The sequence below is a fragment of the Micromonospora sp. RTBAU3-60 genome (assembly GCF_054963695.1).
In genome coordinates this window covers 37,994-60,151 of the sequence record NZ_JBUEGB010000036.1, presented here as the reverse complement: position 1 = coordinate 60,151, position 22,158 = coordinate 37,994, and the positions used below count along the sequence as shown (strand labels likewise).

At 68.4% G+C, this 22,158-nt stretch carries 26 protein-coding genes; 15 read left to right on the top strand and 11 right to left on the bottom strand.

Annotated features, from left to right (window positions below):
- Together ACY34I_RS27300 and ACY34I_RS27295 are read left to right on the top strand one after the other, a co-directional pair.
- On the top strand, positions 1-403 hold a 403-nt coding region (locus tag ACY34I_RS27300), incomplete at its 5' end, for a sensor histidine kinase (RefSeq protein ID WP_462757885.1).
- A complete protein-coding gene (locus ACY34I_RS27295; RefSeq protein WP_148804228.1) occupies positions 400-1,080 on the top strand; it encodes a response regulator in 681 nt (226 codons plus the stop codon). The genes ACY34I_RS27300 and ACY34I_RS27295, both read left to right, overlap by 4 nt.
- Positions 1,081-1,154: 74 nt before the next feature.
- Here the strand turns inward: ACY34I_RS27295 and ACY34I_RS27290 are convergent, their stop codons facing one another.
- The 4 genes from ACY34I_RS27290 to ACY34I_RS27275 all read right to left on the bottom strand — a co-directional run bounded on the left by ACY34I_RS27290 (position 1,155) and on the right by ACY34I_RS27275 (position 3,509).
- Complete coding sequence (locus ACY34I_RS27290; protein ID WP_462757884.1) at positions 1,155-1,937, bottom strand: AfsR/SARP family transcriptional regulator; 783 nt, start codon at positions 1,935-1,937, stop codon at positions 1,155-1,157.
- A gap of 94 nt (positions 1,938-2,031) precedes the next feature.
- Entirely contained in the window at positions 2,032-2,208 is a 177-nt protein-coding gene (locus ACY34I_RS27285) for a hypothetical protein (protein WP_462757883.1), read from the bottom strand.
- Positions 2,209-2,259: 51 nt separating this feature from the next.
- A complete protein-coding gene (locus tag ACY34I_RS27280) occupies positions 2,260-2,808 on the bottom strand; it encodes a hypothetical protein (RefSeq protein ID WP_462757882.1) in 549 nt (182 codons plus the stop codon).
- 170 nt (positions 2,809-2,978) lie between these two features.
- Complete coding sequence (locus ACY34I_RS27275; protein WP_462757880.1) at positions 2,979-3,509, bottom strand: permease-like cell division protein FtsX; 531 nt, start codon at positions 3,507-3,509, stop codon at positions 2,979-2,981.
- Positions 3,510-3,637: 128 nt separating this feature from the next.
- On the opposite strand from ACY34I_RS27275, the gene ACY34I_RS27270 reads away from it, so the two are divergent.
- Together ACY34I_RS27270 and ACY34I_RS27265 are read left to right on the top strand one after the other, a co-directional pair.
- Complete coding sequence (locus ACY34I_RS27270) at positions 3,638-4,141, top strand: O-acetyl-ADP-ribose deacetylase (protein ID WP_462757879.1); 504 nt, start codon at positions 3,638-3,640, stop codon at positions 4,139-4,141.
- Positions 4,142-4,409: 268 nt separating this feature from the next.
- On the top strand, positions 4,410-6,581 hold the full coding sequence (locus ACY34I_RS27265) for a hypothetical protein (RefSeq protein WP_462757878.1): 2,172 nt from the start codon (positions 4,410-4,412) through the stop codon (positions 6,579-6,581).
- A gap of 214 nt (positions 6,582-6,795) precedes the next feature.
- Here ACY34I_RS27265 and ACY34I_RS27260 read toward each other — a convergent pair whose 3' ends face one another.
- Complete coding sequence (locus ACY34I_RS27260) at positions 6,796-7,806, bottom strand: DUF3800 domain-containing protein (protein WP_462757877.1); 1,011 nt, start codon at positions 7,804-7,806, stop codon at positions 6,796-6,798.
- Positions 7,807-8,059: 253 nt separating this feature from the next.
- On the opposite strand from ACY34I_RS27260, the gene ACY34I_RS27255 reads away from it, so the two are divergent.
- Complete coding sequence (locus ACY34I_RS27255) at positions 8,060-8,554, top strand: N-acetyltransferase family protein (RefSeq protein WP_462757876.1); 495 nt, start codon at positions 8,060-8,062, stop codon at positions 8,552-8,554.
- Positions 8,555-8,755: 201 nt separating this feature from the next.
- On the opposite strand, the gene ACY34I_RS27250 is transcribed toward ACY34I_RS27255, so the two are convergent.
- On the bottom strand, positions 8,756-9,151 hold the full coding sequence (locus tag ACY34I_RS27250; protein WP_462757875.1) for a VOC family protein: 396 nt from the start codon (positions 9,149-9,151) through the stop codon (positions 8,756-8,758).
- 416 nt (positions 9,152-9,567) lie between these two features.
- Between ACY34I_RS27250 and ACY34I_RS27245 the strand changes: the two genes are divergently transcribed.
- Entirely contained in the window at positions 9,568-10,230 is a 663-nt protein-coding gene (locus ACY34I_RS27245; RefSeq protein ID WP_462757874.1) for a hypothetical protein, read from the top strand.
- A gap of 134 nt (positions 10,231-10,364) precedes the next feature.
- On the opposite strand, the gene ACY34I_RS27240 is transcribed toward ACY34I_RS27245, so the two are convergent.
- The 5 genes from ACY34I_RS27240 to ACY34I_RS27220 form a co-directional block, all read right to left on the bottom strand.
- Complete coding sequence (locus ACY34I_RS27240; protein ID WP_462757873.1) at positions 10,365-11,333, bottom strand: hypothetical protein; 969 nt, start codon at positions 11,331-11,333, stop codon at positions 10,365-10,367.
- A gap of 233 nt (positions 11,334-11,566) precedes the next feature.
- The gene (locus ACY34I_RS27235; protein WP_462757872.1) at positions 11,567-12,373 is read right to left on the bottom strand and encodes a hypothetical protein; all 807 of its coding nucleotides are present in this window, start codon (positions 12,371-12,373) and stop codon (positions 11,567-11,569) included.
- Between the two features lie 82 nt (positions 12,374-12,455).
- The gene (locus ACY34I_RS27230) at positions 12,456-13,451 is read right to left on the bottom strand and encodes a hypothetical protein (protein WP_462757871.1); all 996 of its coding nucleotides are present in this window, start codon (positions 13,449-13,451) and stop codon (positions 12,456-12,458) included.
- Between the two features lie 159 nt (positions 13,452-13,610).
- On the bottom strand, positions 13,611-14,417 hold the full coding sequence (locus ACY34I_RS27225) for a hypothetical protein (RefSeq protein ID WP_462757870.1): 807 nt from the start codon (positions 14,415-14,417) through the stop codon (positions 13,611-13,613).
- 18 nt (positions 14,418-14,435) lie between these two features.
- Entirely contained in the window at positions 14,436-15,647 is a 1,212-nt protein-coding gene (locus tag ACY34I_RS27220) for a hypothetical protein (RefSeq protein WP_462757869.1), read from the bottom strand.
- Between the two features lie 777 nt (positions 15,648-16,424).
- On the opposite strand from ACY34I_RS27220, the gene ACY34I_RS27215 reads away from it, so the two are divergent.
- From ACY34I_RS27215 to ACY34I_RS27175, 9 genes are all read left to right on the top strand, one after another.
- On the top strand, positions 16,425-16,670 hold the full coding sequence (locus ACY34I_RS27215) for a DUF6284 family protein (protein WP_462757868.1): 246 nt from the start codon (positions 16,425-16,427) through the stop codon (positions 16,668-16,670).
- Positions 16,670-17,038 (top strand): RRQRL motif-containing zinc-binding protein, encoded by a 369-nt coding sequence (locus ACY34I_RS27210; protein WP_462757867.1) that lies wholly within the window; start codon positions 16,670-16,672, stop codon positions 17,036-17,038. Before ACY34I_RS27215 ends, ACY34I_RS27210 begins: the two co-directional genes overlap by 1 nt.
- Complete coding sequence (locus tag ACY34I_RS27205; protein ID WP_462757866.1) at positions 17,035-17,703, top strand: NUDIX domain-containing protein; 669 nt, start codon at positions 17,035-17,037, stop codon at positions 17,701-17,703. The genes ACY34I_RS27210 and ACY34I_RS27205 overlap by 4 nt, the downstream gene beginning before the upstream one ends.
- 13 nt (positions 17,704-17,716) lie before the next feature.
- Positions 17,717-18,559: an ABC transporter permease gene (locus ACY34I_RS27200; RefSeq protein ID WP_462757865.1), complete on the top strand. Its 843-nt coding sequence runs from the start codon at positions 17,717-17,719 to the stop codon at positions 18,557-18,559.
- A gap of 93 nt (positions 18,560-18,652) precedes the next feature.
- Positions 18,653-19,009, top strand: a complete 357-nt coding sequence (locus tag ACY34I_RS27195) for a hypothetical protein (protein ID WP_462757864.1) — start codon at positions 18,653-18,655, stop codon at positions 19,007-19,009.
- A complete protein-coding gene (locus ACY34I_RS27190; RefSeq protein WP_462757862.1) occupies positions 19,002-21,176 on the top strand; it encodes a cell division protein FtsK in 2,175 nt (724 codons plus the stop codon). Before ACY34I_RS27195 ends, ACY34I_RS27190 begins: the two co-directional genes overlap by 8 nt.
- Before the next feature lie 148 nt (positions 21,177-21,324).
- Positions 21,325-21,564 (top strand): hypothetical protein, encoded by a 240-nt coding sequence (locus ACY34I_RS27185; protein ID WP_462757860.1) that lies wholly within the window; start codon positions 21,325-21,327, stop codon positions 21,562-21,564.
- Complete coding sequence (locus ACY34I_RS27180; RefSeq protein ID WP_462757859.1) at positions 21,561-21,854, top strand: hypothetical protein; 294 nt, start codon at positions 21,561-21,563, stop codon at positions 21,852-21,854. Before ACY34I_RS27185 ends, ACY34I_RS27180 begins: the two co-directional genes overlap by 4 nt.
- The gene (locus ACY34I_RS27175) at positions 21,851-22,150 is read left to right on the top strand and encodes a hypothetical protein (protein ID WP_462757858.1); all 300 of its coding nucleotides are present in this window, start codon (positions 21,851-21,853) and stop codon (positions 22,148-22,150) included. Before ACY34I_RS27180 ends, ACY34I_RS27175 begins: the two co-directional genes overlap by 4 nt.
- Positions 22,151-22,158 lie beyond the last annotated feature (8 nt).

Here is a 22,158-nt window from a genome sequence, read left to right as displayed (position 1 = left end):
GTTCGACAACCTCGAACAAGCCCTACGCGGCTTCCTCGACGTCATGGGCGAAGGCAACGCCGCAGTCGACCTCGCCGTCAGCGGCGACGAAGGCTGGATCCCCGCCGAAGTACTGGCCGAGGTCTTCCTCGTCGTCCGCGAAGCACTACGCAACGCCTTCTGCCACTCGCAGGCCCACACCATCCTCAGCCACGTCGACATCGCCCCACACGAGATCCGCGTCTGGGTCAACGACGACGGCGTAGGCTTCGACCCCGACCACACCGCCACCACCGGCGGCACCGGCCTGGCCTCCATGCGAGAACGCGTCGAACTACTCGGCGGCATGCTCCTCCTGCACAGCGCACCGGGTCGCGGCACCCGCGTCGAGGCCTTCATCCCACTCCCGGGGACCGATCGATGACACTGTCTGCCCAGCCTCCCGCGCCGACCAGGATCCTCCTCGTCGACGACCACGCGCTGTTCCGGCACGGCCTGCGCGAGCTGCTGTCGATGGAGCCGGACCTGACCGTGGTCGGCGAGGCCAGCACCGGCGCGGAGGCGGTGGCGTTCGCCGCCGCGCACCGGCCCGACGTGATGCTGCTCGACGTCGGCATCCCCGGCGACCACGCCGCCACCACGATCGCCCGGACCCTGGCGGCGGCCCCGGCCACCCGCATCGTCATCCTGAGCATGTTCGACGAGCCCACCGTGGTGCGGGAGCTGCTCGGCGCCGGTGCCCGCGCGTACCTGCTGAAGAGCGTGACCCGCGACGACCTGGTCGCCGCGCTGCGCAGCGTGCGGACCGACGCCGGCCGGATCATGCTGTCGATCTCCCGGGAGAGCTTCGAGCAGGTCAGTGACGCCGGCGCCCGGATCCTGTCCGACCGCGAGGTGGAGATCGTCAGCCTGGTGGCCCAGGCGTACAGCAACTCGCAGATCGCCCGGCGGCTGGACATCACCGAGGGCACGGTCAAGCGGCACCTACGCAACGTGTTCACCAAGCTGGGTGCGGTGTCCCGGATCGACGCGGTGAACAAGGCCATCGCCATGAACCTGGTCAGCCCGGAGAAGCCGGCCGTCCCGCGGCCACGTGGGTGACCGCGGGACACGGGTGACGCCCCTGGCACCCTCGGTCCGCGCGTCGCTGCCGGACCGAGGGCGCCGGTCGGCGGTCAGCCCGCGGGGACGAGGAGCCGGGCGGGCGTGCCGTTCAGCACCTGCCGCTGGAGCTCCTGCAGCTCCGGCGTCGGTTCCAGGCCCAACTCGTCGGAGAGGGTCTGCCGCAGGCTCCGGTACGCGTGCAGCGCCTCGGCCCGCCGGCCGCACCGGTTCAGTGCGGTGATCAGCTGGGCGTGGAACCACTCGTTGAACGGGTGTGCCGCGACCAGGGCCCGCAGCTCGGTGATCAGTTCCCGGTAGCGACCCAGCCGGGCGTCCGCCTCGATGCGCAGCTCCAGCGCCCGCATCCGCAGCTCGGTGAGGTGCGCGAGGTCGGCGGCCATCCAGTCCTCGACGTTCACGTCGTCGAGCACCGGCCCCCGCCACAGGGACAGCGCGGTACGCAACCGCTGGGCCGCCTCGGCGGCCCGCCCGGCGTCCAGCAGCGCGCCACCCTCCTCGCAGAGGCGGGCGAAGACGGTCGCGTCGAGCTGCTCCGCACCGAGCGACAGCAGGTATCCGGTCGGTCGGGTGATCAGGACCTGGTCGGCGGAGCCGGCGACGCCCACCCGCTCGAAGAGCGCCCGGAGCTGGTAGACGTAGGTCTGGGTGGTGGTGGCGGCGCTCCGGGGCGGCCGGTTGCCCCACAACCAGTCGAAGATGGTGTCCTGGCTCACCGTCTGGTTGGCCCGGAGCAGCAGCAACGCGAGGACCGCACGGACCTTCGGCGCGGTGGGGGTGCAGTCCAGGCCGTGGTGCCGGACTTCCAGGCTGCCGAGGATGTTGAAGCGGAGCATTTCGTTCCCTCTTCTCTACGCATCTGGCGTAGAAGCTAACTGCCTGTGAGCCCGTCCCGGGCCCTGCTGCGTCCAAGGTGGACGCCCGCGCAACTCATCGGACCTCATCGATACCACTTTGGTGGTACGCCGCTACTCCCCCAACGACCTTGACTTTTCCGGCATCGAAGGCTCTGAGCACGCCGAACAGTTTTGCAAACGGCCCGCGCCGGCCGCCGTCATCAACAATGAACGGTTCGCGGCCGGAAATGCGATTGCGATTCGCGTTCACTCTCATTTCACCGGCGCGCCCGCCCCCGACCGGCGCCCGCACATCCGCGGTTCATTCCGCCCGAGCGGTCCCTTCCGCGAGGGCTTTGATGGTGAGCAACTGCTTGCGGCCCATGAGCGCGTCACCGACCGCCAGCGCCGCTCGGCGGGCCCGCTCGAAGACGGTGGTGGCACCGACGTCGAGCCGACCGACCAGCCGCGTGCCACCCGCGGTCGGCGTCACCCGGTAGGTGACCGCCACGTCGCCGTAGCTGCGCCGATGCCGCTCGGCGATCACCCCGGTGAGGTGCTCGTCGGCAACGAACTCAACCACCTCGAAGATCAGGAACTTCTGGCTCGGCGCCAACTCCTCGGCACCGGGGGTGAGGGTCCGGGGGCTGCGCCGGCCCAGGTTGTCCACCAGGTCGTAGCTGTACGGCGCCACCTTGAATTGACACAGCCACCGGTACACCACCGGGACGGGCGCCGCCACGTCGACGGCCCGCACGAACGAACGGAACGGCACAGTCATGTGGCGGTCGCACGGATAGTCGGCCGCCACCTCCTCCGGCGTGGCGTTCCACACCCGAGGGTCCCACCGCCGGGTCCTGTCTCGCAGCACAGCTGATCGCCTCTACTCCACCGGCCTGGCCACACCATCGCCGGACGTTAGTCGGATGATCCTGGAAGCAATGAGGTGACCACGACCGGGTCGAGGCAGCATCGACGACCGGTCGGACCCGTCCGTCACCGCCTCAGCGCCGCCGGTCGCGGGTGCCCGGACGGCGCGCCTCAGCCGCCGCAGCTCACGACCGCGCCCGCCCGCCCCTCGGTCGGCCGCTGGATCACCTGGATCTCGTCCACCCCCGGCAGCCCCTGGATCGGTACCAGCCGCCCGCAGTCGAACTCCCGACCCTCGGTGGTGAGCCGGTACGACTCCGGCAACGCGTCGGCCGAGACCTGCCCGACCAGGTCCGGCCGGTCCTCCACCATCTCCTTGAAGTGCTGCCACGCCTGCTCACGACTCTCGAACCGAATGCCCTCCACCGGTTCCAGGCCGGCCAGCGCCGACTCGATCGCCGCCTTCTGCTCGGCGGTGACATCGTGGGCCAGGAACACGTTGACCGCGTACTGGTGCTGCTCGCCCCGGCCGACGACCAGGAAGACCGTGGTCGCCGCGGCCGCACCGACGAGCATCGCCACCGCGGCGACGACCAGGACCAGGACCCACCGCCGGCGCGGGGTGGGCGACTCCGACGCGACAGGCGGCGTACCCGTGGCTGACGGCCCGTCCAGGGACGGCGGGGGAAACGGCTCCGACACGGCGCACAGTAAACCAGCCACCGCCAGTCCGCGTTGCCCCGCGAAGCTTCCGCCCTCCGCGCCGACACGCAGCCGACCCGTCAATCAGCTGGCCAGCCCGGGGCGAGGCCGAGTGGCATCATCGGCCCATGCCGACAGTCGAAGTGATGCTGGGCGACATCACCAGCGAAGACGTCGACGCCATCGTCACCGCGGCGAACGAGTCGCTGCTGGGTGGCGGCGGGGTGGACGGGGCGATTCATCGGGCGGCCGGGCCGCGGTTGGCCCAGGCGGGCGCCGCGCTCGCACCCTGCGCCCCAGGCGACGCGGTGGCCACGCCCGCGTTCGACCTGGACCCACCGGTACGCCACGTCATCCACACGGTCGGTCCGGTGTGGGAAGGTGGCCGCCACGGCGAGGCCGGCATCCTGGCGTCGTGCTACCGGCGCAGCCTCGAGGTCGCCGATGAGATCGGTGCCCGCAGCGTGGCCTTCCCCGCCATCGCCACCGGCGTCTACGGCTTCCCGGCCGATCAGGCGGCGACGATCGCGATCGCGACCATCCGGGCGACGCCGACGAAGGTCGAGCAGATCCGCCTCGTCGCCTTCGACCAGGCCACGTACGACCTGCTGACCGCGGCGCTGCACAGCTGACGCCGGCGCGGCCGCCACCAGCAGCCCGGCCGGAGGCACGCCTCGCGCCCCCGGGCGTCGCGAACTTCGGGTCAGGCCACCAGCGTGACGGGGCCGCTGTCGAGGTCGTACCGGGCGCCCCGCCCGCAGCGCGCGCTCGTGCACCCTGATCGACTGGCCTCGATCAGCCGCCGGAATCAGCAGGCCGGCAGTGAGTATCGCCCCGGCTCGCCTGGTCCGGCTGTTCGGGTCGTGGCGGCGCTGGTCCCGGTCCGGCACACTGCCTGGCATGTCTGGTAGGCACCGCCGTTGGGTGTGGCCGGCCCTGTTGATCTGGTTGGTCGGCGTCGTGGGCGTTCTGGGCTACCTGTTCCAGGCCAAGGACCGTAGCCTCGCCGGCACGGTGATCCAAGCGGTCACGGCCGTGTTGGCCCTTGCCGTACCGGTCACGCTCTGGCTGTGGCGTGCCCGGACCGCCAGAGCTGCACCGGCAGCGGACGGCCTGGACCGTGCGGCGGACGCGTTGGCGGCTGCGGTTCGGGCAGAGTGGGAGACGCAGGCCAGGGATCGCCTGCTGCGGTATCCAGCGCCGGTTCCGGTGCGCTGGCGCTGGTCGACGCTGCCGGTGACCGGATCGGTGGCCGATGCCGTGTCCAGCGCCAGTGGGCTCGGGTTTGCGCCGCTGCCCGGGCTGCCACGGGTCACCTCGGTCGACCTGGACGAGGGCGGACTGGCCGACCTGCTGGGAGTGTACGGCGGCGTCGACTCGGGCCGGCTGCTGGTGATCGGTGCCCCGGGGGCGGGCAAGTCGGGTGCGGCCGTCCTGCTGACACTGGACGCGTTGGCCCACCGGTTCGAGCTGGCGGACGAGCAGCGGCGACGCACCCCGGTGCCGGTGCTGTTCACCCCGCACGGCTGGGATCCGGCGACCCAACCGGTCGAGGACTGGCTGGCGGGCCGGCTGGGGACGCTCTACCCCTTTCTCAATGCGGCCGAGTACGGCCCCGACGCGGCGGCGGCGCTGGTGCGCCACGGTCGGGTGGCGCTGTTTCTGGACGGATTGGACGAGCTTCCCGAGGCGGTTCGGCCGGTGGCGCTGCGGGCCCTGGATGAGCAGGTCACGGCGATGCGGTTGGTGGTGACGACCCGCAGCCGGGAGATGGTCGACGCCGCCGCGGAACGGCATCTGCACCGGGCCGCGGCGGTGCAACTGCAGCCGGTCCCGCCCAAGCAGGCGGCGGCGTATCTGGCGCGATGCCGCGTACATCCGGCGCCGGCCGCCTGGCAACGGCTTGTCGAGCACGTCCGGGACTGCCCGGACAGCGTGGTGACCCAGGCGTTGGACACTCCGCTGATGCTCGGCCTGGTCCGCGACACCCTGTCCGACGGCGAACAGGTTAACGTCCTGCTGGATGCGAGCCGGTTCACCGGACGGGACCAGGTGGAAGACGAACTTCTGGACCGGGTCCTGCCCGCCGCCTACGCGACCCGGCCGGGCCAGCCGCCATCGCGATACACCGTGGAGCAGGCACAGCAGTGGTTGGGCTACCTCGCCGACCGGATGCGGCAGGACGGCATGCGCGATCTGGCCTGGTGGCAGATCCCCACCTGGGCGCCCGCGTTTCCCCGCGTCATCACCACCATGCTCATGTTCGGGCTCGCGGGCGTCGTGTTCGGACTCGCACAAGGGCTCTCGGTGGGGCTCGCCGGCGGACTCGCCATCGGGCTCGTGATGGGACTCGTCGTTGCGCTCGTGTGCGCCCGGGGCGGCGGCGAGCCGGAACAGCTCGGATCGGTCCGCTGGTCCTCCCTCGGCGCCCGCCGCTACCTGTGGGACTGCCTCGTCGGCGGACTCACGTCCGGGCTGGCGTTCGGGGTGATGGCCTGGCTCTTCGGCGGCCTCGTGTTCGGGCTCATGGTCGGACTCGTGAGCGGTCTCGCGATCGGGCTCACCACCGTACTGGTGTTCGCCATCTCGCGCTCCTCAGTGGAGCCAGGCAGTCCTATCGATCCGATCACCTGCTGGCGACGGGCTCGTCAGCACGGGTTCGGGCTCGGGCTGGTGCTCGGGCTCGGGTTCGGGTCCGTGTTCGCGTTCGTGTCCGGGCTCGTGTTCGGGCTCCTGACCGGGCTCGCGGACGGCCTGCTGTTCGGGCTCGCGTTCGGGCTCGCGGCCGGGGTTTCGTATTCAGAGACCTGGCCGGCCGGGCTGGCCTTCCTCCAGCTGCGTCGATCGGGGGTCGTCCCGGTGCGGCTGATGAGCTTCCTGGAAGATGCCCGCACCCGCCACGTCCTACGTACCGCGGGTCCCGTCTACCAGTTCCGCCACGCTCGTCTACAGGACCGCCTCGCGACGTGGTACGGCGGCACCGCTGCGACTCCCGGCCCTGCTCCTGTGCCGTCCTCCCGGATGCCGTCGAGCCAGCCTTCGCGGAGCGGGCCGGCGCTGGGACCGCCATGACGCGGTCGCCCTCACCTAGCGACTGAGCCACGCGATGCGGCGGTCACACCTGCGTCCCGCCAGATGCTCGCGTAACTGAATCGGCAAGCCGCACCCAGACTCGTAGCGTCCCGAGGATGGGCAGCACCGACGAGCGCGACCTGGTCCGAAGCGGGTACGACGCGCTCTCCTACCACTACCCCACCCGTCCGGTAGCTCTGTCCCCGCTTGGCCGTCAGGTCGGTAGGGCCTCACCGATCGGATCGCGCAGTGAGGTCGGAGAGAGCAACGGCTGGAGTGGGCCGTCGTCGACGATCCCCGGCATCCGCCGGGCCACCCCCGCGAGCAGGTCGGCGACCTGGACCCGCAGATCGTCCCGGGAGTCGACCGTCACCAGCCCGGCCAACGGCGACTCCCCGGCCGGGGGTAGTCCGGCGCCGTCGGCCAGCACCCGCTGGAGGCGACGCAGCCGGTCGGCCGTGAGGGCGCTCTGCTCGTCGTGGGTGACCAGCACCCGCCGCTCCCCTCCGCTCCAGAACAGGACGGTCTCGGCCAGCGCCGGCAGCATCGGTTCCAGCGGTGGCGGGATCGACCGGTCGTAGCCGTGCAGCCGGGCCTGGACGCTGGCCACCCGGGTACGGTCGAGCCCGAGAAGGACGGCCTCGGCCGGCGGGCCCAGCGCGTGTCGTAGCAGCCCATCCCGTGCCTGGAAGAACCGTTCCACGCTGCGGTGATCCGGCCGATCTCGTCGTTTGGTCCGGAGCATCTCGACGAAGGCCGCGAGGAGGAGATTCCAATCGGGACCGGCCGAGCGTCCGGCCCGGTACAGGGCGAGGGCGGCCGGACGGTGTTCCTGGGTCAGGCGGGTGCCGGCCGCGTACGACGGCTCGGTCAGCAGCAGGTCGACGATGCGGGTGACGAGGAAGTACTGCTTGTCGACCAGGTGGACGTGTGCCCGGCCGCGCAGCGCCGCCAGGAACCACTCCAGCGCCTCACCCGCTTCGGGCCGGCGGAGGAACTGCCGGGACTTGAACTCGTTCGGCGAGAATCGGAAGCCGGACCGCAGTGTCGCGACCAGCTCAGCAGCCTCATCGCCACGAAGGTCGACACTCGCGTGTGTGATCACCGGAGTGGCGGGATCGAGCAGATTGGTGCCGGAGAACCCTGACTCGTCACAGGCGATCTCCACGACGGCGCCGGACGTCGCATCCACCGGCGGCAGCCCGCCCTGAAGTGGCAGCCTCATGCCCGGTCCCTCGCCATGCCGACCATGGTCGCCGACCCATCCCAATCGGACCACCCAGTTACGCTCCACGGGCTTGCGCAGCATGCCGCGTTGACCGCGTGCGCACTCGACCGGAAGCGCCACGCCGTATCCCACCACGGGGCGGTGACTCGCGCTACGGCCTGCGCTAGACCGGCGCCGTGTCGTCCTGCGGCAGGCGGGTGGCGACGGCAGGATCCTGGCTCTGTCCGATCTTGTGTGCGAGGCTTCGGCGGTGACTGACCTCGGTATCCGCGCCGCCACCTCGGCTGATTCCGAATTCCTGGTTGACATGCTCGTGGAGGCCGTGAACTGGCTGCCTGAGCGCAACTGGTCTCGCGAGCAGATCCTGGCGAATCCCGCGCTGGCTCACTATGTCACCGGTTGGATGCAGCCAAAAGACTTCGGCATGGTTGCGGTGGACCCGGCTGATCGGCCAGTCGGCGCGGCTTGGTTCCGATACCTGACCGCCGCTGATCCGGGCTACGGGTACGTGAGTGACGACGTGCCAGAGCTGACTATCGGCGTGGTGAAAACCTGGAGGGGCCGGGGTGTGGGCCGGGTGCTCTTGCGCGCTGTCCTGGGCGCCGCACGAGAACGTGGCATCCGCAGGGTGTCGCTGAGCGTGGAGCGGGCGAACTTCGCTGCGAGGCTGTACGCCGCTGAAGGGTTTCGCACGGTTGAGTCGTTCGAGGACGCGGACACGATGGTCGCTGAGATCGGGGCCTGACCCGTGTGGTGCCCCAGTCAAGCCACTGCAAGGCAGGCCTGGACGCACTGCCAGCTCCCTTGACCCACGCGTCGCTCCCACTCCGCACCCCTAGCCATCCCGTCGGCCTTCGTCCGCACACCGTAGAGTGGGTGGGACCTGCCCGTTCTAAACATGGTCTGGTCGTGCCGCGGCGAGTGCGGTGGCAGCACGCGGTACTGTCTAGTTCTGCGGTGCCAGGGTGCGTAGGACGCAGAACTCGTTGCCCTCGGGGTCTGCCATGACCACCCAGTTTCGGTCTGAGCCTTGGCCCACATCCGTCTTGGTGGCACCGAGGCCGAGCAATCTGGTCACCTCGTCCTCAGTGCTGCCGTCGATTGGGCTGACGTCGAGGTGGAGCCGGTTCTTTACGGCCTTGCCCTCGGGCACCTGGACGAACAGCAGGGTGGGCGGCATCTGGCGGGCCCGAACATCTTCAACGGTCGGCACCCAGGAGCCGATCTCGACCTTGCCCTCGCTCCGGTCGATCACCTTGAAATCCATTACCTCGCACCAGAAGGCCGCGAGCATCTCCGGGTCGCGGCAATCAACGACCAACTCGGTGAACCGACTTGTCATGGCTCTCCCAGGTAGTGCGAACGGGGTTCGGAGAATCGGCCAAGGAGCCGTTGCTGTACTTCGTTGCAGTACAAGATCGAAAGGGGCCATCCGGAAGATTCCGAATGGCCCCTGAGCTGCGTCGGGACGGCCGGATTTGAACCGACGACCCCTTGACCCCCAGGACGCTTCGCCACACGTCCACGCACGTCACACACGCCATCCCCAAGATCAGGCCGTGTAGTCGACGGCATGCCGCCCACCATCGCGCACGCCGTGTGGTCCCCACCTGGTCCCCGGCGCTGACAGGCGTGGCGACGGTCGGATGACATGCGCAAGCACGGCGCACATGGGAAGGCTCTCCAAGCCGCACCAGTCATCCACTTTCGACCGACACGATGAGTGCTTTACGCCTTCCGGGCTAGTATTGTACGCGGGTGGCCATCAAGCGCACTCGATCAGAAATCGACGTCCGAGAGTTTGGGCATATACGAGTCTGGCGGGACGACCTCGCTGCGGTTATCAAAACGATAGGCGAGGTCGCGAACGACGTTAGGCTCTCCACCCCCGATTTCACCTTCGATGACATCGAGGACCTCGCCCAACTCGATACACCTAGCATCAATCGTCTGGAATTGGTGGCTGGCCAGGGCAGAGTTATCTTAAGTCTTGGCCCGGACGAAGCGAGTTTGACGGTCAGGGACCCCGACCTTCAGAGTCGCGGCATGGCAACGGAGGTCGAGCGCACACTTTGGACGCGACGACGAGTGTTCCGCCAGCGGAAGACTCTTATTATCGGCGGGTCAGCAGTTCTCTCAGCGGCCGCCGTCCTAGGTCTACTCGAATTCGTCAAACCCGGCATCCTGACCTCTCAGGACAAGGGCGGCATTACGCTTCTGATACTCCCATTAGCCGTGGCATTGGCCACTCTTTTCAAGCCATACTCGGAGCACAAAAGCTCCGCGATCATTTATACGCGTACCCGCGCTGAGGCACCACCCTGGCTGACGAGAAACAAGGATGCGTTGACAACAAACACCATTGTTAGCTTCGTATTTTTGGTTATAGGTGTAATCGTCGGCTATTTCTTGCCCAAATAGCAGCACCACCCGTACTACCAGGTAGCGGTTCTGCGGAACTCCTCGTCGGGCAGTCTCCGACCGGTCCAGTAGTGCCCGACGAGGCGATCCGCCGGCCGCCACGATGACCTCTCGGCCATACGCCTGGCTGCCTCTTACTTGCCATTGCCCGGCAACCCCTTACCTAACAACAAATCTCGCATTTGCTGGACGGTCTCGGTCGCCGCGCCCAGTCCGCCCTCACGTGAGGCATCGGTGGAGGGCGCACCGGAACTGCCGAACACCTTCTCGCCAAGCATCAGCATGACGGATTCCTTGCCCGAATTCGGGAGGGCATCTGAAAATGCCTTCACCGTCCGCAACTGAACCGCAGTAAGCCTCGCCGAACTTTCTTGGTCCCTATGAAAGGTCGCTTGACGGCCAGCGTAAATGGCGAGCGTCAGCAACGGAAACGTAAGAGCGAGGCGGCTTAACTCCTGGGCTGTCAACGCGGCGTCACCAGCCCTTGAGACAAGGAACCAAGCCAGAGAGATCGATGCACAAATACCAAGACCGAGTATGACATTCCAGGTGAGGTACCGGATTTGCTCAAGGCGGGCGTGCGCCAAGTAGAAGGCCGCCATCTCACTGCTAGCGACAATTCCGGCCGCCTCTTCTGCATCCTGGCGTATTTGGGTTATGTATCCAACCTCAATCTGCGCCTCGACGCGGCTGCCGACAAGCTCGAGTGAGTCAATCTGTCTCTTCAGGTCCGCCCTCAGGAACTCGAAGGCCCGCCGATGCACCTCCTCCTGAACGTGTCGCACCGCCTCCTCGGCCAGGATCGAGATGGCCAGCAGAACGTTCAGAACATGCGTTATAGCTTCCCTAGGGCGCGCTTGAAGGATGTTCTTCTCAGCCTCGTGTACTACGTTATCCAAGTTGCGGTAAAAGGAAAGCCTTATTTCGGGGAAAATATCCTCTTGGCCCTCAATATCGTCGAGAGTCGACTTGGCCATATCAAGAGCAGCAAGCAGGTCGCCCGCTATAGGCCGGAGCTTCTCATTCCTACCCACTCCGCGCTTCAGCCGGCGTAGCCCGTCCTCGATCTGCTCCCCAATGTCAATCCACTCGGTAGACGGCAAACCGTTAGAAAAGACTCGAGTATCTGAATCCGCCCCGGATCTCTGGGTTGGCGCACTCGGCTCTGTCATGGTCCCCTGCGTTCTCAAATGATCTGCGTCCTCAGTGTTCACCTCGGCAGTTCCGACGTCCTGCCTACCAGCTCCCGCCAGCGACCGCCATCGGCTGAGACTAGACACCGCACCATCTGCCGCGCCTCATCCTCTCACGCTGCGCCGCCGCCCATGTGCAAGGCTTAGCCCCCATCACCTTCGCTTTTAAGGGCGGCTTCCAGTGAAGGCGGCGCGCTCTCGGGAGGGTTCACGGCTGGGGCCGCGGCTTCCGCGCCCGTCCGCTGCCGCTGCTCCAGGAGGCGTTGCGCCCATTCCCTTTTCCGCTCCCGCATCACAGCGTCCTTCTTGTCTCCATCGCGAACATACACAGTAAGGCCATTCGTGCCCTCGGTCCACCTCTTTACGCTCTTTTGTATCTCCCTTAGCGCGGTCGCAGCATGATGGATGCCGTAAATCTCAATGTAGTGACGCCCATCGTGAACCGACCAGTCCAGTACCGCCTCAGTCGGATCCATTTGACGCCCGCGCGAATCTTTGTACTGGATCGTGACTTCGTATCGATCCTCTATATTCTGGTTTTGTGTGCGCTCAGTGCCAGAGTCCCAGAATGTGCGCCACTCCTGACCAGGGGCTAGGAACGGAATGACCTCGAATAGTTGAACCTCCTCAGACTCCTGCCCGCGTGTCGTGCGCCTCAAAGCCGGAGAAGAAGACATGCGAACATCACGGGCGCCTGTAGTCCCGAAGTTCCGAACTACAAGGTCCATGAAGGCCGCCGAGGCCGGATTCTGTTCCATGTAGGCCACCACGTACGGTTGAGCTTGCTCCTCTCGGCTTCGCCGAGCTTCTCTCACCTGAGAGAAAGCAGCAATACCCGCCACCACCGCGACCGCTAGGGTTAACCATGCGGCGACCGCCGACCAGACGTCGGGATTTGTGCCGGACAGCCAGTGCCCAAAGCCACTTAACCAATCCCAAATACGGGACATCAAGCACCCACTTCTTTGGCGTCAATAATTCGGATTGTTCGGACACTCCCGCCGCTTATCCAGTTCCCTGTGCGGCGAATTCCTATTTTGATGCGCTGCGAAGGACAGACCGACCAGCAGACAGCAGAGCATGCAACTCAGGGGCAGTCATCGCCGATGAGTTTTCGTCTCGTCGCCGAACTATAGAGACAAACGATCCTCTATTCTGCCCTTCTAGCACCGCTCCATGAACAATGAAGGGCTTCGCCGGCTCAGCCTGCTGAGGTATCAATAGTGAGAGGATCGCGCCGCCTCTGACTTGGATTAGATCCACGACCAACCCTTGAATAGCTGGATAGACGCGCCTCCCAATTACTTCCCTGTACCGAACGGCCGAGTTCTCGGGCAAATCCAGCTTGACCACTTTGCTGATTGTGTCGCTGCCGTTCACTCGACTGGTCCTGAACCCTATGGCAAGGATGCCCGCATTTTCTCCGTTCGCAAAGCCCGCAACATCTTGGGCCAATTCCACTTCTCCAGCGAAAGAAGTTAGGTCGTACCCCTGGGACTTCACCTCTAGCACGTGAGATTCGCTGAGGCCAACCAGAACGTCAGGCACCCCGGCCAGCAGGATCTCCCGAATGGCTTCCGCTTCGAGTGTTCGCTCGGGCTTAGGCGCTTCGGGAAGACCGAATAGCTTAAGGCAAACGGCTTGCAGTGCAAACAAGTCGGCGGTAGTGCGCTGATCGGCTCGACAATGAACATGGAATATCCATGCCGCTTCCTCGTACAAGACTCGATCTAGGTGATCACCCTTGGCATCACAGAGGACCTGCATCATCTCTTGCACGCGGTCCAAGTTCCACTCGGGCCCTTCCGCGATTATGTCCACGTCCAGCAAGCCATCGCTACCATTCACTGGCTCAAGCACAATCAGTTCGGAACCGTCGGACACATAGGCGAGGCGACTTGTCGTGTCGTCCTCATGTAAGGCCTCGTACCACTCGGCCAAGGTGACGTCCCGTACTTGATCGAATTCGAACTCCGTCTCGGAGTCGTTCATCCTGACGCCGACCGAGACGCCGTCCGCGACCTCCAACTGGCTACGCGTGCGGTTCCAACGCAAGGGCATGTATCGATGATCGCAGAAAACGTGGCAGCGGCACGCCAGTTGTCACCGAGGTGTCACCCGTCGACTCAGCTTCAGGCAGCTCACGGACCATCGAGTGACACCGGTGACAGGGGTGACAGTCCATCGCTACTCTGGCAAGAACTGAGCCAGCGAAGCATCGTCGTGGCGCTTGGTCCGTGGGTACCGGTCTCCGTGCGGATCGTCCGACTCGATGGACCGGACGTGCCCGATCAGACCCGCCGGCCCGACCTTTTCGAGCAGGTCGAGGTACTCCAGCCACCCGTAAATCTCCATCTGGTCGACAGGCCGGGTAGCGCCGTCCGAGAACGCAGCGGCCCGCCGCATGGCATCAGCCGGGTAGCTGGCGGTGCGTGCATACTGAGCTGCGGTCGGGTCAGCAGCCGCCACCCACCACCCATCGGGACGGTTGCGGGTCGAGGTCTGGCGCGCGACCAGCGCGGCCAGCGCGTTGGCGTGTTCAGGGGTACCGAACCGCATGCCCGCGACCGCGGCCGGCTCGGTGCCACTGATTTCCTCGATGGACAGGTCGCACGTGACTTCCGGTCCGGTGTCGAGGTCGACCACCACACTCACGTCGGACAGCGCCAGCGCGTCGACCCGATCGCGCCCAACACGGAGAATGCCGACCGCAGCACAGGGCGTGCCAGGGTTGGTCAGATCGCAGGTGTCAGCGTGCAGCGCAGCCACAGCGGCGATTCCCTCGGCCAAGCCATCCGCGAGTGGCACATCCGGTGAGGCGACCAGGGCGGCCATCGTTCGGACGCCGAGCTGGCGCGCGTACCACGCCACGCCGTGGTGGCAGCCACCGAACGGGATGCCTGCCCCGTCCACGACCACCGCCAGGTCGGCAGAGGCGATCACGAAATCCTCGTTGGGGCGGCCGGGTGCGGCGTCGGTTGCGAGCGAGAACAACGGTGATGGCCTCTCTGGTCAGGCAGCAGTGGTCAGCAGGTCGCGCAGCTTTGCTACGGCTGGGGACGACGCCCAGGGCCGTAGCTGGCCGAGCAGATTCCGCAGGTCGTTAAGGGTGCGGGACGATCCGGTTGTGACCGCGATGGCGAAGGACTCTTCGGCGCACGCGCAAGCCTCCTCCGGGCTACCTGCAAGCACGTATGCCTGAGCAAGGCGGGAGAGGTACTGGCCACGGTCGCGATGGTAGTCCGGCGGAAGCGTGTCGAGCACCGTCGTGAAGGCCGACACGGCGGCCGAGGCGCGGCCGAGTTCCAGGTGGCACTTGGCTCGGGAAATGGCCAGGTACAGCCGCAGGTCGCAATACCGCCCGTCGGACGGGTCGCCTTCCAACGGCGTGTCTGCACCGCCGTCATCAAGCAGCCTCTCGGCCAGGTCCAGGGCTCGGTCCGTCTCTCCACCTTCCCCGTGGACTGCATACCCGAGCGCTTCTGTCTGAGCAGCGATGGCGCGTATCCGCAGCGTTTCCGGTCCCCGGTCCCGCTGGGCGGCGCTGGCCAGCCGGGCGGCGTGGGCGCCGTTGCGAGCGCTGATGGCTTGAACGGCACGGCGAGTCAGGACGAAGGCGGCCATCCGGTCGTCCTGGCCAGCTTCGGCCCACTCCAGCGCACGGCGATACCACGCGGTAGCGCTCTCCGTGTCACCCGCGTCTTGGTGGAGCCAGCCCGCAAACTCGGCGTACCCAGCGCCCACCCGCAGCAGGTCGTCCAGCGACTGGCCAGACGCATCTCGCGCCATCTGCTCGATGGTGTCAGCGTGGGCCGTGATGGCCGGAAGTAGGGCGCGTGGACCGAGCAGGTTGTCTGCCGTGTAGTGGTCGCGTAGCGAGCGGCGAAGGAACCGGAGCAGGTCTGGTGTCACTCGGCGGGCCATAACGGTTCTCGGCGGCAGCACAGGGGCCGTTGGCGTCTCGGCCGGTGGCTCGGGGGCAGGCTGCGCAGGCTCTTGAAGGAACTGCGCGAACCGCGCCAGCGCGTCGTCGTCCGCGCGCTTCAACGCCACGTCAAGGAGCTGCTGAGTACGCATTGCCAGCTCCGCGTCCGGCTGCGCCTCCCACTTCGTCACGCCCCGGGTAGACACGCCCAGGTGCGCGGCGAAGTCGTCGAACGTCATCCGCAGCGCCAGCCGGAGTGCTCGCGCGCGCTGCCCCGTCCACGTGGCAACGACGTGCATGCGCCCACCTCCCCCGCAGGCTGTGTTTCCGGGGAGTCTAGCGGCGTACGTCAATCGGCGGTTGCCGCCCGAGTTCCATGGTCATGCATCGCCAGTTCCATACGGTTCATGGGAAGTCGACGGTTACTCACGTTGACTAGAACCCATGGAAACGAACTGGACTCGCCAGGAGGACCGAGGCCATTACGGCAGGTTCAGACCTCGACCGAACCCCTGCGAGGGCGGGAGGCTTGCCACTCCCGGACCGCCGCCGGCCGCCAAACCGGCGACCGACCGAACATGCGGTCAGGGGCGGGAGCCTGCCCTCGGGATACGTAGGCCGCCCAGGTAGCACGGCTTACCGGCGCTCCCGCCGCCTTCAGGAACGCCAGTACGTCGGCAGTCGTCCACCAGTCAGTCGGTAGCTCACCCGTCGTCTCAGACATCACCAGCGAGGGTACGCCACCCGCCACCCAATACGCCGAACTGATCAAGGTTCACGCCTTGCGTGAATACAACGTCGAGTTGTAGCGTCCACATCATCGAATACAACGTCGAGTTGTATTCGATCCGCTAGTCAGCCGGGCGGAAGCCGGGGAAGGCAGCGCTTCAGCGCTGCGCGCCTACGGACCACCGCGCACCCGTTCCTTGACAACACAAGGGCTGTCACCTCCCCGGAAAAGGTGGCCACGCACGGCGGAGGTCCGTGCAGCTCATCCCCACGTTGGCGTCGGCGGCGCGGGCGTCCTGGTCCGCGCCGCTGCGCTCCCCCATCGCATCAACTACCGGAGGTTTCCCGTGAGGAAGCGTCTTGCCCCCGTCACCGCCGAGCCGACCGCCGCCGACCTGGCCGCCATCGAGGCGGAGTGGCCGCTGATCGCGGCCGAGCTGGACCTGTTGGACGCCGAGATCACCCTGATCTACGCCGAGGATCACGGCGGACCGACCGCGCTGGACTGGCGTCGGCTGCGTCGGGCGGAGGCCCGCGTGACCCGCGCCGCCGCCGAGCTGGCCGCCCACCCGACCCCGCACCGCGCGGCCTGATGTCCCGGGTCCGCGCCGCCTTTCACGATCCGGACGGGGCGCGGTACGGCATCCCCACCTATTGGTGGCGAGGTGCACCGCCCGGTTACGCCACCCGCCGCCAGCTGGCCGCCGCCGGCCTACGGCCCGGCGGGCAGCCGATCGCCGCTCAGGTGCTCTGGGCCGGTGTCGGCGGTACCCGCGCCGCCTACCTGTACCGGGTCGACCTGGCCCGCCCGAAGCGCACCGCCACACCCGCCCAACTGCGCGCCATCCGCGCCGCGTTGACGGCCCGCCGGACGTGCCCGACCTGCGGCGCTGTCCGGCCCTACTACATCCCGCGCTCGCTCGGCGAGTGCCTGACCTGCGCAACGGAGGTTGCCGCATGATCCCCCGCACCTACACCGATCCGAGCGTTCTGGCCGGCATCGCCGCCGGGGCGAGCTGGGCCGATCCGGAGATGGACCCGACCCGCATCGACTGGCCCGCCCGGCAGGCCGCCGCGCTGATCCCGTTTGCCGTCATCGACGGTCGGCCGGTCAACCCGCACGCCCCGACCGGTGTGCGCTACGGCCGCAACGAACTCGGCCATTGGGGCGAGCAGGTCTGCGCCGATGCGCTCGTGGTCGCCCGCGACGCCCACGGCCGGCACTGGATCGTGATGGTCGAGCGCGCCGACGGTCACGGGTGGGCGCTGCCCGGCGGCTACGTCGACCCCGGCGAGGACCCCACCGACGCCGCCGTCCGGGAGCTGGCCGAGGAAACCGGCCTGATCGTGGACCGCACCCAAGAGCCCTACATCGCGCTCCCGCCCCGCTACGTGCCCGACCCGCGCGCCAGCGATGAGGCGTGGATGGTCACCGTCCCGACCCGCTTCGACATCGGCGACGACTTCTACCTGCTCCCCGAGGTGACCGGCCGCGACGACGCCCGCCGCGCCGCGTGGATCCGCGCCGACAGCTACCCCACCCTGGTCCGCCACCTGGCCGACACCTACGACGGCACCGTCTTCCCCGCCCACCGCGCCCTGCTCGCCGACACCCTCAACCACTGACCGGAGGACACCCATGACTGCCCCCACGATCAACGGCACGAAGTACCCGCAGCCGGTTGAGGCGCTGTTGCCGCCGGCACGCAAGCTGGCCAAAGAGCTGGGCGACCTGCCCTCGCGGAACCGGCTAATGCGTGAGTTCCGCATCGGTGCGCCGAAGGCTGACGAGCTGCTGTCGCGGCTGCGCGACGAGCGCGACCGGCAGGCCCACGTCGACGCTCTGCACGCCGCGATGGTCAAGCGCGGCAGCCTCGCCGAGCGGGTAGAGCTGTTCCCCGCCGACACCGACGAACCCACCGCGGACCCGGCCGACCCGCCGACCGCACCCGAGTCCACCCCGCCCGCCCCCGAGCCGGTGGAGATCACGCCGGACGAGACGGACGCCGAGGCCAGCACGGCCGGACACCCGGACACGCCCACCCCGCCCGCGCCGTCCCGCCCGGCGGTGGTGTGGCCGGTGGTGCTGCTGGCGCTGCCGGCGTTCGTGGCGATCTGGTCCGGGTGGGTCGGACTCGGCGGACTCACCGGGTTCGGCGTGGTCCACCCGCTACCGGGCATCTGGGACAGCTTCTCCATCAACTCCGCCATCACCCTGCCGATCGGGGTCGAGACCTACGGCGCGTACGCGCTCTACGTGTGGCTGTCCGGCCGGGTGCCGAACCGGGCACGCCGCTTCGCCCGCTGGTCGGCCATCGCCTCACTGCTGGTCGGCGCGCTCGGCCAAATCGCCTACCACCTCCTGGAGGCGGCCGGCGTCACCGCCGCCCCCTGGTGGATCACCACCGCCGTCGCCTGCCTCCCCGTCGCGGTGCTCGGCATGGGCGCCGCACTGGCGCACCTCGTCCGCTCGCACGACTAGTTCCGCCCGGCGGCACGGCCCCTGGCTTCCCAACCTGCGCCGTGCCGCCGGCCCTCTTCCGTCCGGCACTCACACCCTCTGGAGAGACCACTGATGTTGTCACCCTTGCGGACGCTGCGGCGAGCAGCGGCCCGCCTGCGTCCCCGCCGGCCGCTCTGGCTCGGCACCCCACTGCGCGCCACCATCGCCCCCGCCGCGTGCGGCGGCTACATCCTGCTCATCGACTACGCGCAGGGCACCGAGTGGGTCGACCTGCCGACCCGCACCGAGGAGTACGACCGGCCCGACGAACGGGAATTCACCGCCGTGGCCGCCGCCCTCGCCGCGCGTGGCCTGACCCGCACCACGCCGTGGCAGATCGACTCCTACGCCCGACTGTGCACCGACATCGCTGCCATCCGCTCCACCTCCCGCACCCCCTCGACCCGCAAGGAGGCCCGCCGTGGCTAGCCCCAACGATGACGACCGCTTCGACTGGCAGGCCGCCGAGCGCGACCTGACCGACTCTCCGGACGCTGAGGTGGTCGACCTGGACGCCGCCCGCGCCGCCCGCACGGCCGACCCGGACGACGACGGCGGGCCGGTGCTGGTCGACTCGCCCGAGGCGCAGCGGTCCCCGCGGTTCACCCTCGACGCCGTGCGCGCCGGCCAGCGCCTCCCGATCCTGCCCGCGTGGCTGCGCTCCCGCGCGGAGCTGCGCGACACGATGCGGTGGGCGGTCGGCCATCTGCTGCACACCACCGCCTACCACCTGACCCGGCTGCCGAAGTACGCCGGCAAGCTGGCGTTGCGCTCCCCTGCGGGGGCGTGGCGGCTGCTGTCCGGGGCGACCCGGTGGGTGTTCGACTGGGAGGGTGAGCGGCTGCGGCAGGCCACCTCCGAGACCCGCGATGGTGAGCTGTACCTGAAGCTGTCGCGGCAGCGTGACCGCCGTGTCCGGTGGCGGGGCATCGTCGCCACCTTCACCCTCTCCCTCTCCCTGGTCGGTGGGCTGGCGATGATGTGGGCGCCCACGTGGGCACAGTGGGCAGTGCCCGCGCTGCTGGTCACGCTGTGCGGGTTGGCTGGTCAGCCGGCCGACAAGCCCCTGTTGGACACCGCTGTGGTCGTACCGAGAGTCGCCCGGCTGACCTCGGATGTGGTGGTGCGCGCCCTGGCCGTGCTCGGCATCGCCGGTATCACCCAGGCGATCGCCAAGCAGGGCAACCGGGCCATCGCGTTCACGGCCCCGATCACCCGCGACGGCCCCGGCTGGCGGGCCGACATCGACCTGCCCCCGGGCGTGACCGCCGGGGACGTGATCGAGCGCCGTGACCGGCTCGCCGCCGGTCTCACCCGCCCCCTCGGGTGTGTGTGGCCCGAGGGGCAGCCGGAGGTGCACCCCGGCCGGCTGTTGCTGTGGGTGGGCGATCAGGACATGGCCGCCACCCCGCCGAAGGCGTGGCCGCTACTGAAGACCACGGGTGGTTTCGACCTGGGGCGGCCGGTGCCGTTCGGCACCGACCCGCGCGGCCGAGTCGTGGCGTTCGAGCTGCCCTACACCAACCTGCTCATCGGCTCGATCCCCGGCTACGGCAAGACCGCCGCCACCCAAGTCCCGATGCTCGCCTCAGCGCTCGACCCGTACGCGGAGCTGTGGTGCTTCGACTTCAAGGGCACCGGCGGCTTGGATCCGTTGGAGAAGGTGTCCGCCCGCTACGCCTCAGGGCAGGACGACGACACCGCCGAGGCCGGCCTATTGGCCCTGCGGGAGCTGCGCAAGGAGTGCCAGCGCCGCGCCGCCGTCATCAAGGGCCTCCCCAAGGCGGTGTGCCCGGACAACAAGGTCACCCCCGAGCTGGCCCGCCGCAAGAAACTCGGCCTTCACTGGCTCGTGGTAGCGCTCGATGAGGTGCAGGAGCTGTTCTCGCACCCGGAGTTCGGCAAGGAAGCCGGGGAGCTGGCCGAGAAGGTCATCAAGCTGGGCCGCGCCCTCGGCGTCATCCTGGTCGTGGCCACGCAGCGGCCGGACGCCAAGAGCCTGCCCACCGGAGTGTCGGCCAACGCGGGCACGCGGTTCTGCCTGCGGGTCATGGGCCAAATCGAAAACGACATGATCCTGGGCACCTCCGCGTACAAGAACGGCATCCGGGCGACCATGTTCGCCAAGAAGGACAAGGGCGTCGGCTACCTGGTCGGCGCGGCCGACGACGCCCAGATCGTCCGCACCTTCTACGTCGACGGCCCAACCGCCGAGAAGATCACCGACCGCGCCCGCGCCCTACGCGAGCAGGCCGGCACGCTCACCGGGCACGCCATCGGCCAGGCCGCACCAACCCCGGCGGCCCGGCGAGACACCCTGTTGGACGACATCCTCACCGTGGTCCCCGCGACCGAGGCGAAGGTGTGGGCCGAGACGCTCACCGAGCGGTTGGCCGAGCTGAACCCGGAGGCGTACGGGGACCTGACCCGCGACCAGCTCACGGCGGCGCTCAAGCCGTACGGGATCACGACCGGGCAGGTGTGGGGCACCGACCCGGCGACCGGCAAGGGCGCGAACCGGCGTGGTGTCGAGCGGCAGCACATCGCCGATGCGGTCGCGGAGCGTAACAAGCGCCGGGGCGACAAAGCGGCGTAAGCCGGACAGCGATCGGGTGCTAGGTCTAGCGGCACCCCCCGCTAGACCTAGCACCCCCGCTAGCAACCCATCCCAACCCTGGCCAGCGCCCTAGTTCCTAGCGGCGTCAGCCTTCCGCACCCAAATTCCGGCCTGTGGAGGCGTTTTCGTGACCACCATCGTCCTGCTCGCTAGCCTCGCCGCCCTCGGTTACACAGTGTGCTATCTGGCCGTATGTGCGGCCTCGCCGTGGGGGCGCTGCCGCCGCTGCCACGGCCGGCGTTACCACCGCACCGCCATCGGCACCCGACGCGACTGCCGCCGCTGCGACGGCACCGGCATACGCGTCCGCATCGGACGCCGACTCATCAACTACATCCGCGCCGAGTACCGGGCAGGCCACCAATGACCGCCCGCGACGGTCACACCGACTGGTGCGGCCGGGACCACCGATGCGGCCTCGGCGAGCACCGCTCCGAGGAAATCGTGGTCGACCTGCCCGGCCGCGCCCGCGCCGTGCTGGTTCGCGTGCGCACCGATGCCGGCCGCGACCACGCCGAGGTGCGCGTCAGGGTGGCGCTCGCCGCCGGGGAGCTGGCCGCCCGCCGCCAGTTGGTGGGGCTGCTCGGCGACGTGCGCGAGGCCGTCACCCGCGCCGCCATCGCTGCCCGACCGCGACCGAGGCGGGCCGCCCGATGACCGGCCCACGGCGCGACGGGGCGTCGCCCCGCGACCCGCACCTGACCGGCCTCGAAATCTGGCTGACCGGCACGCCGGCCGAGCTGGACGCCGCCACCGCCGCCCTGGCCACCACCGGCCATCTGACCCAGCGCGGCACCCGACAGGCGCTGACCGGCAACGACGCCGGTCGCTGCCGCCTCTACCTGCGCCTGACCGTCACCACCACCGCGAAGCGGCCCGGCCGCGCCCCGGACACCACGGGCGGCGCGCTGATCGACCTCGACGCTGCCCGCGCCCACCGCCGACCCGCCTAGGAGACACC

Bases quoted from the DNA above. Each gene is read 5' to 3' on its own strand.
- ACY34I_RS27295 (WP_148804228.1), top strand. From the start codon at position 400: ATGACACTGTCTGCCCAGCCTCCCGCGCCGACCAGGATCCTCCTCGTC.
- ACY34I_RS27290 (WP_462757884.1), bottom strand. From the start codon at position 1,937: ATGCTCCGCTTCAACATCCTCGGCAGCCTGGAAGTCCGGCACCACGGC.
- ACY34I_RS27270 (WP_462757879.1), top strand. From the start codon at position 3,638: ATGCCGACAGTCGAAGTGATGCTGGGCGACATCACCAGCGAAGACGTC.
- ACY34I_RS27265 (WP_462757878.1), top strand. From the start codon at position 4,410: ATGTCTGGTAGGCACCGCCGTTGGGTGTGGCCGGCCCTGTTGATCTGG.
- ACY34I_RS27260 (WP_462757877.1), bottom strand. From the start codon at position 7,806: ATGAGGCTGCCACTTCAGGGCGGGCTGCCGCCGGTGGATGCGACGTCC.
- ACY34I_RS27250 (WP_462757875.1), bottom strand. From the start codon at position 9,151: ATGACAAGTCGGTTCACCGAGTTGGTCGTTGATTGCCGCGACCCGGAG.
- ACY34I_RS27235 (WP_462757872.1), bottom strand. From the start codon at position 12,373: ATGTCCCGTATTTGGGATTGGTTAAGTGGCTTTGGGCACTGGCTGTCC.
- ACY34I_RS27220 (WP_462757869.1), bottom strand. From the start codon at position 15,647: ATGCACGTCGTTGCCACGTGGACGGGGCAGCGCGCGCGAGCACTCCGG.
- ACY34I_RS27210 (WP_462757867.1), top strand. From the start codon at position 16,670: ATGTCCCGGGTCCGCGCCGCCTTTCACGATCCGGACGGGGCGCGGTAC.
- ACY34I_RS27205 (WP_462757866.1), top strand. From the start codon at position 17,035: ATGATCCCCCGCACCTACACCGATCCGAGCGTTCTGGCCGGCATCGCC.
- ACY34I_RS27200 (WP_462757865.1), top strand. From the start codon at position 17,717: ATGACTGCCCCCACGATCAACGGCACGAAGTACCCGCAGCCGGTTGAG.
- ACY34I_RS27195 (WP_462757864.1), top strand. From the start codon at position 18,653: ATGTTGTCACCCTTGCGGACGCTGCGGCGAGCAGCGGCCCGCCTGCGT.
- ACY34I_RS27180 (WP_462757859.1), top strand. From the start codon at position 21,561: ATGACCGCCCGCGACGGTCACACCGACTGGTGCGGCCGGGACCACCGA.
- ACY34I_RS27175 (WP_462757858.1), top strand. From the start codon at position 21,851: ATGACCGGCCCACGGCGCGACGGGGCGTCGCCCCGCGACCCGCACCTG.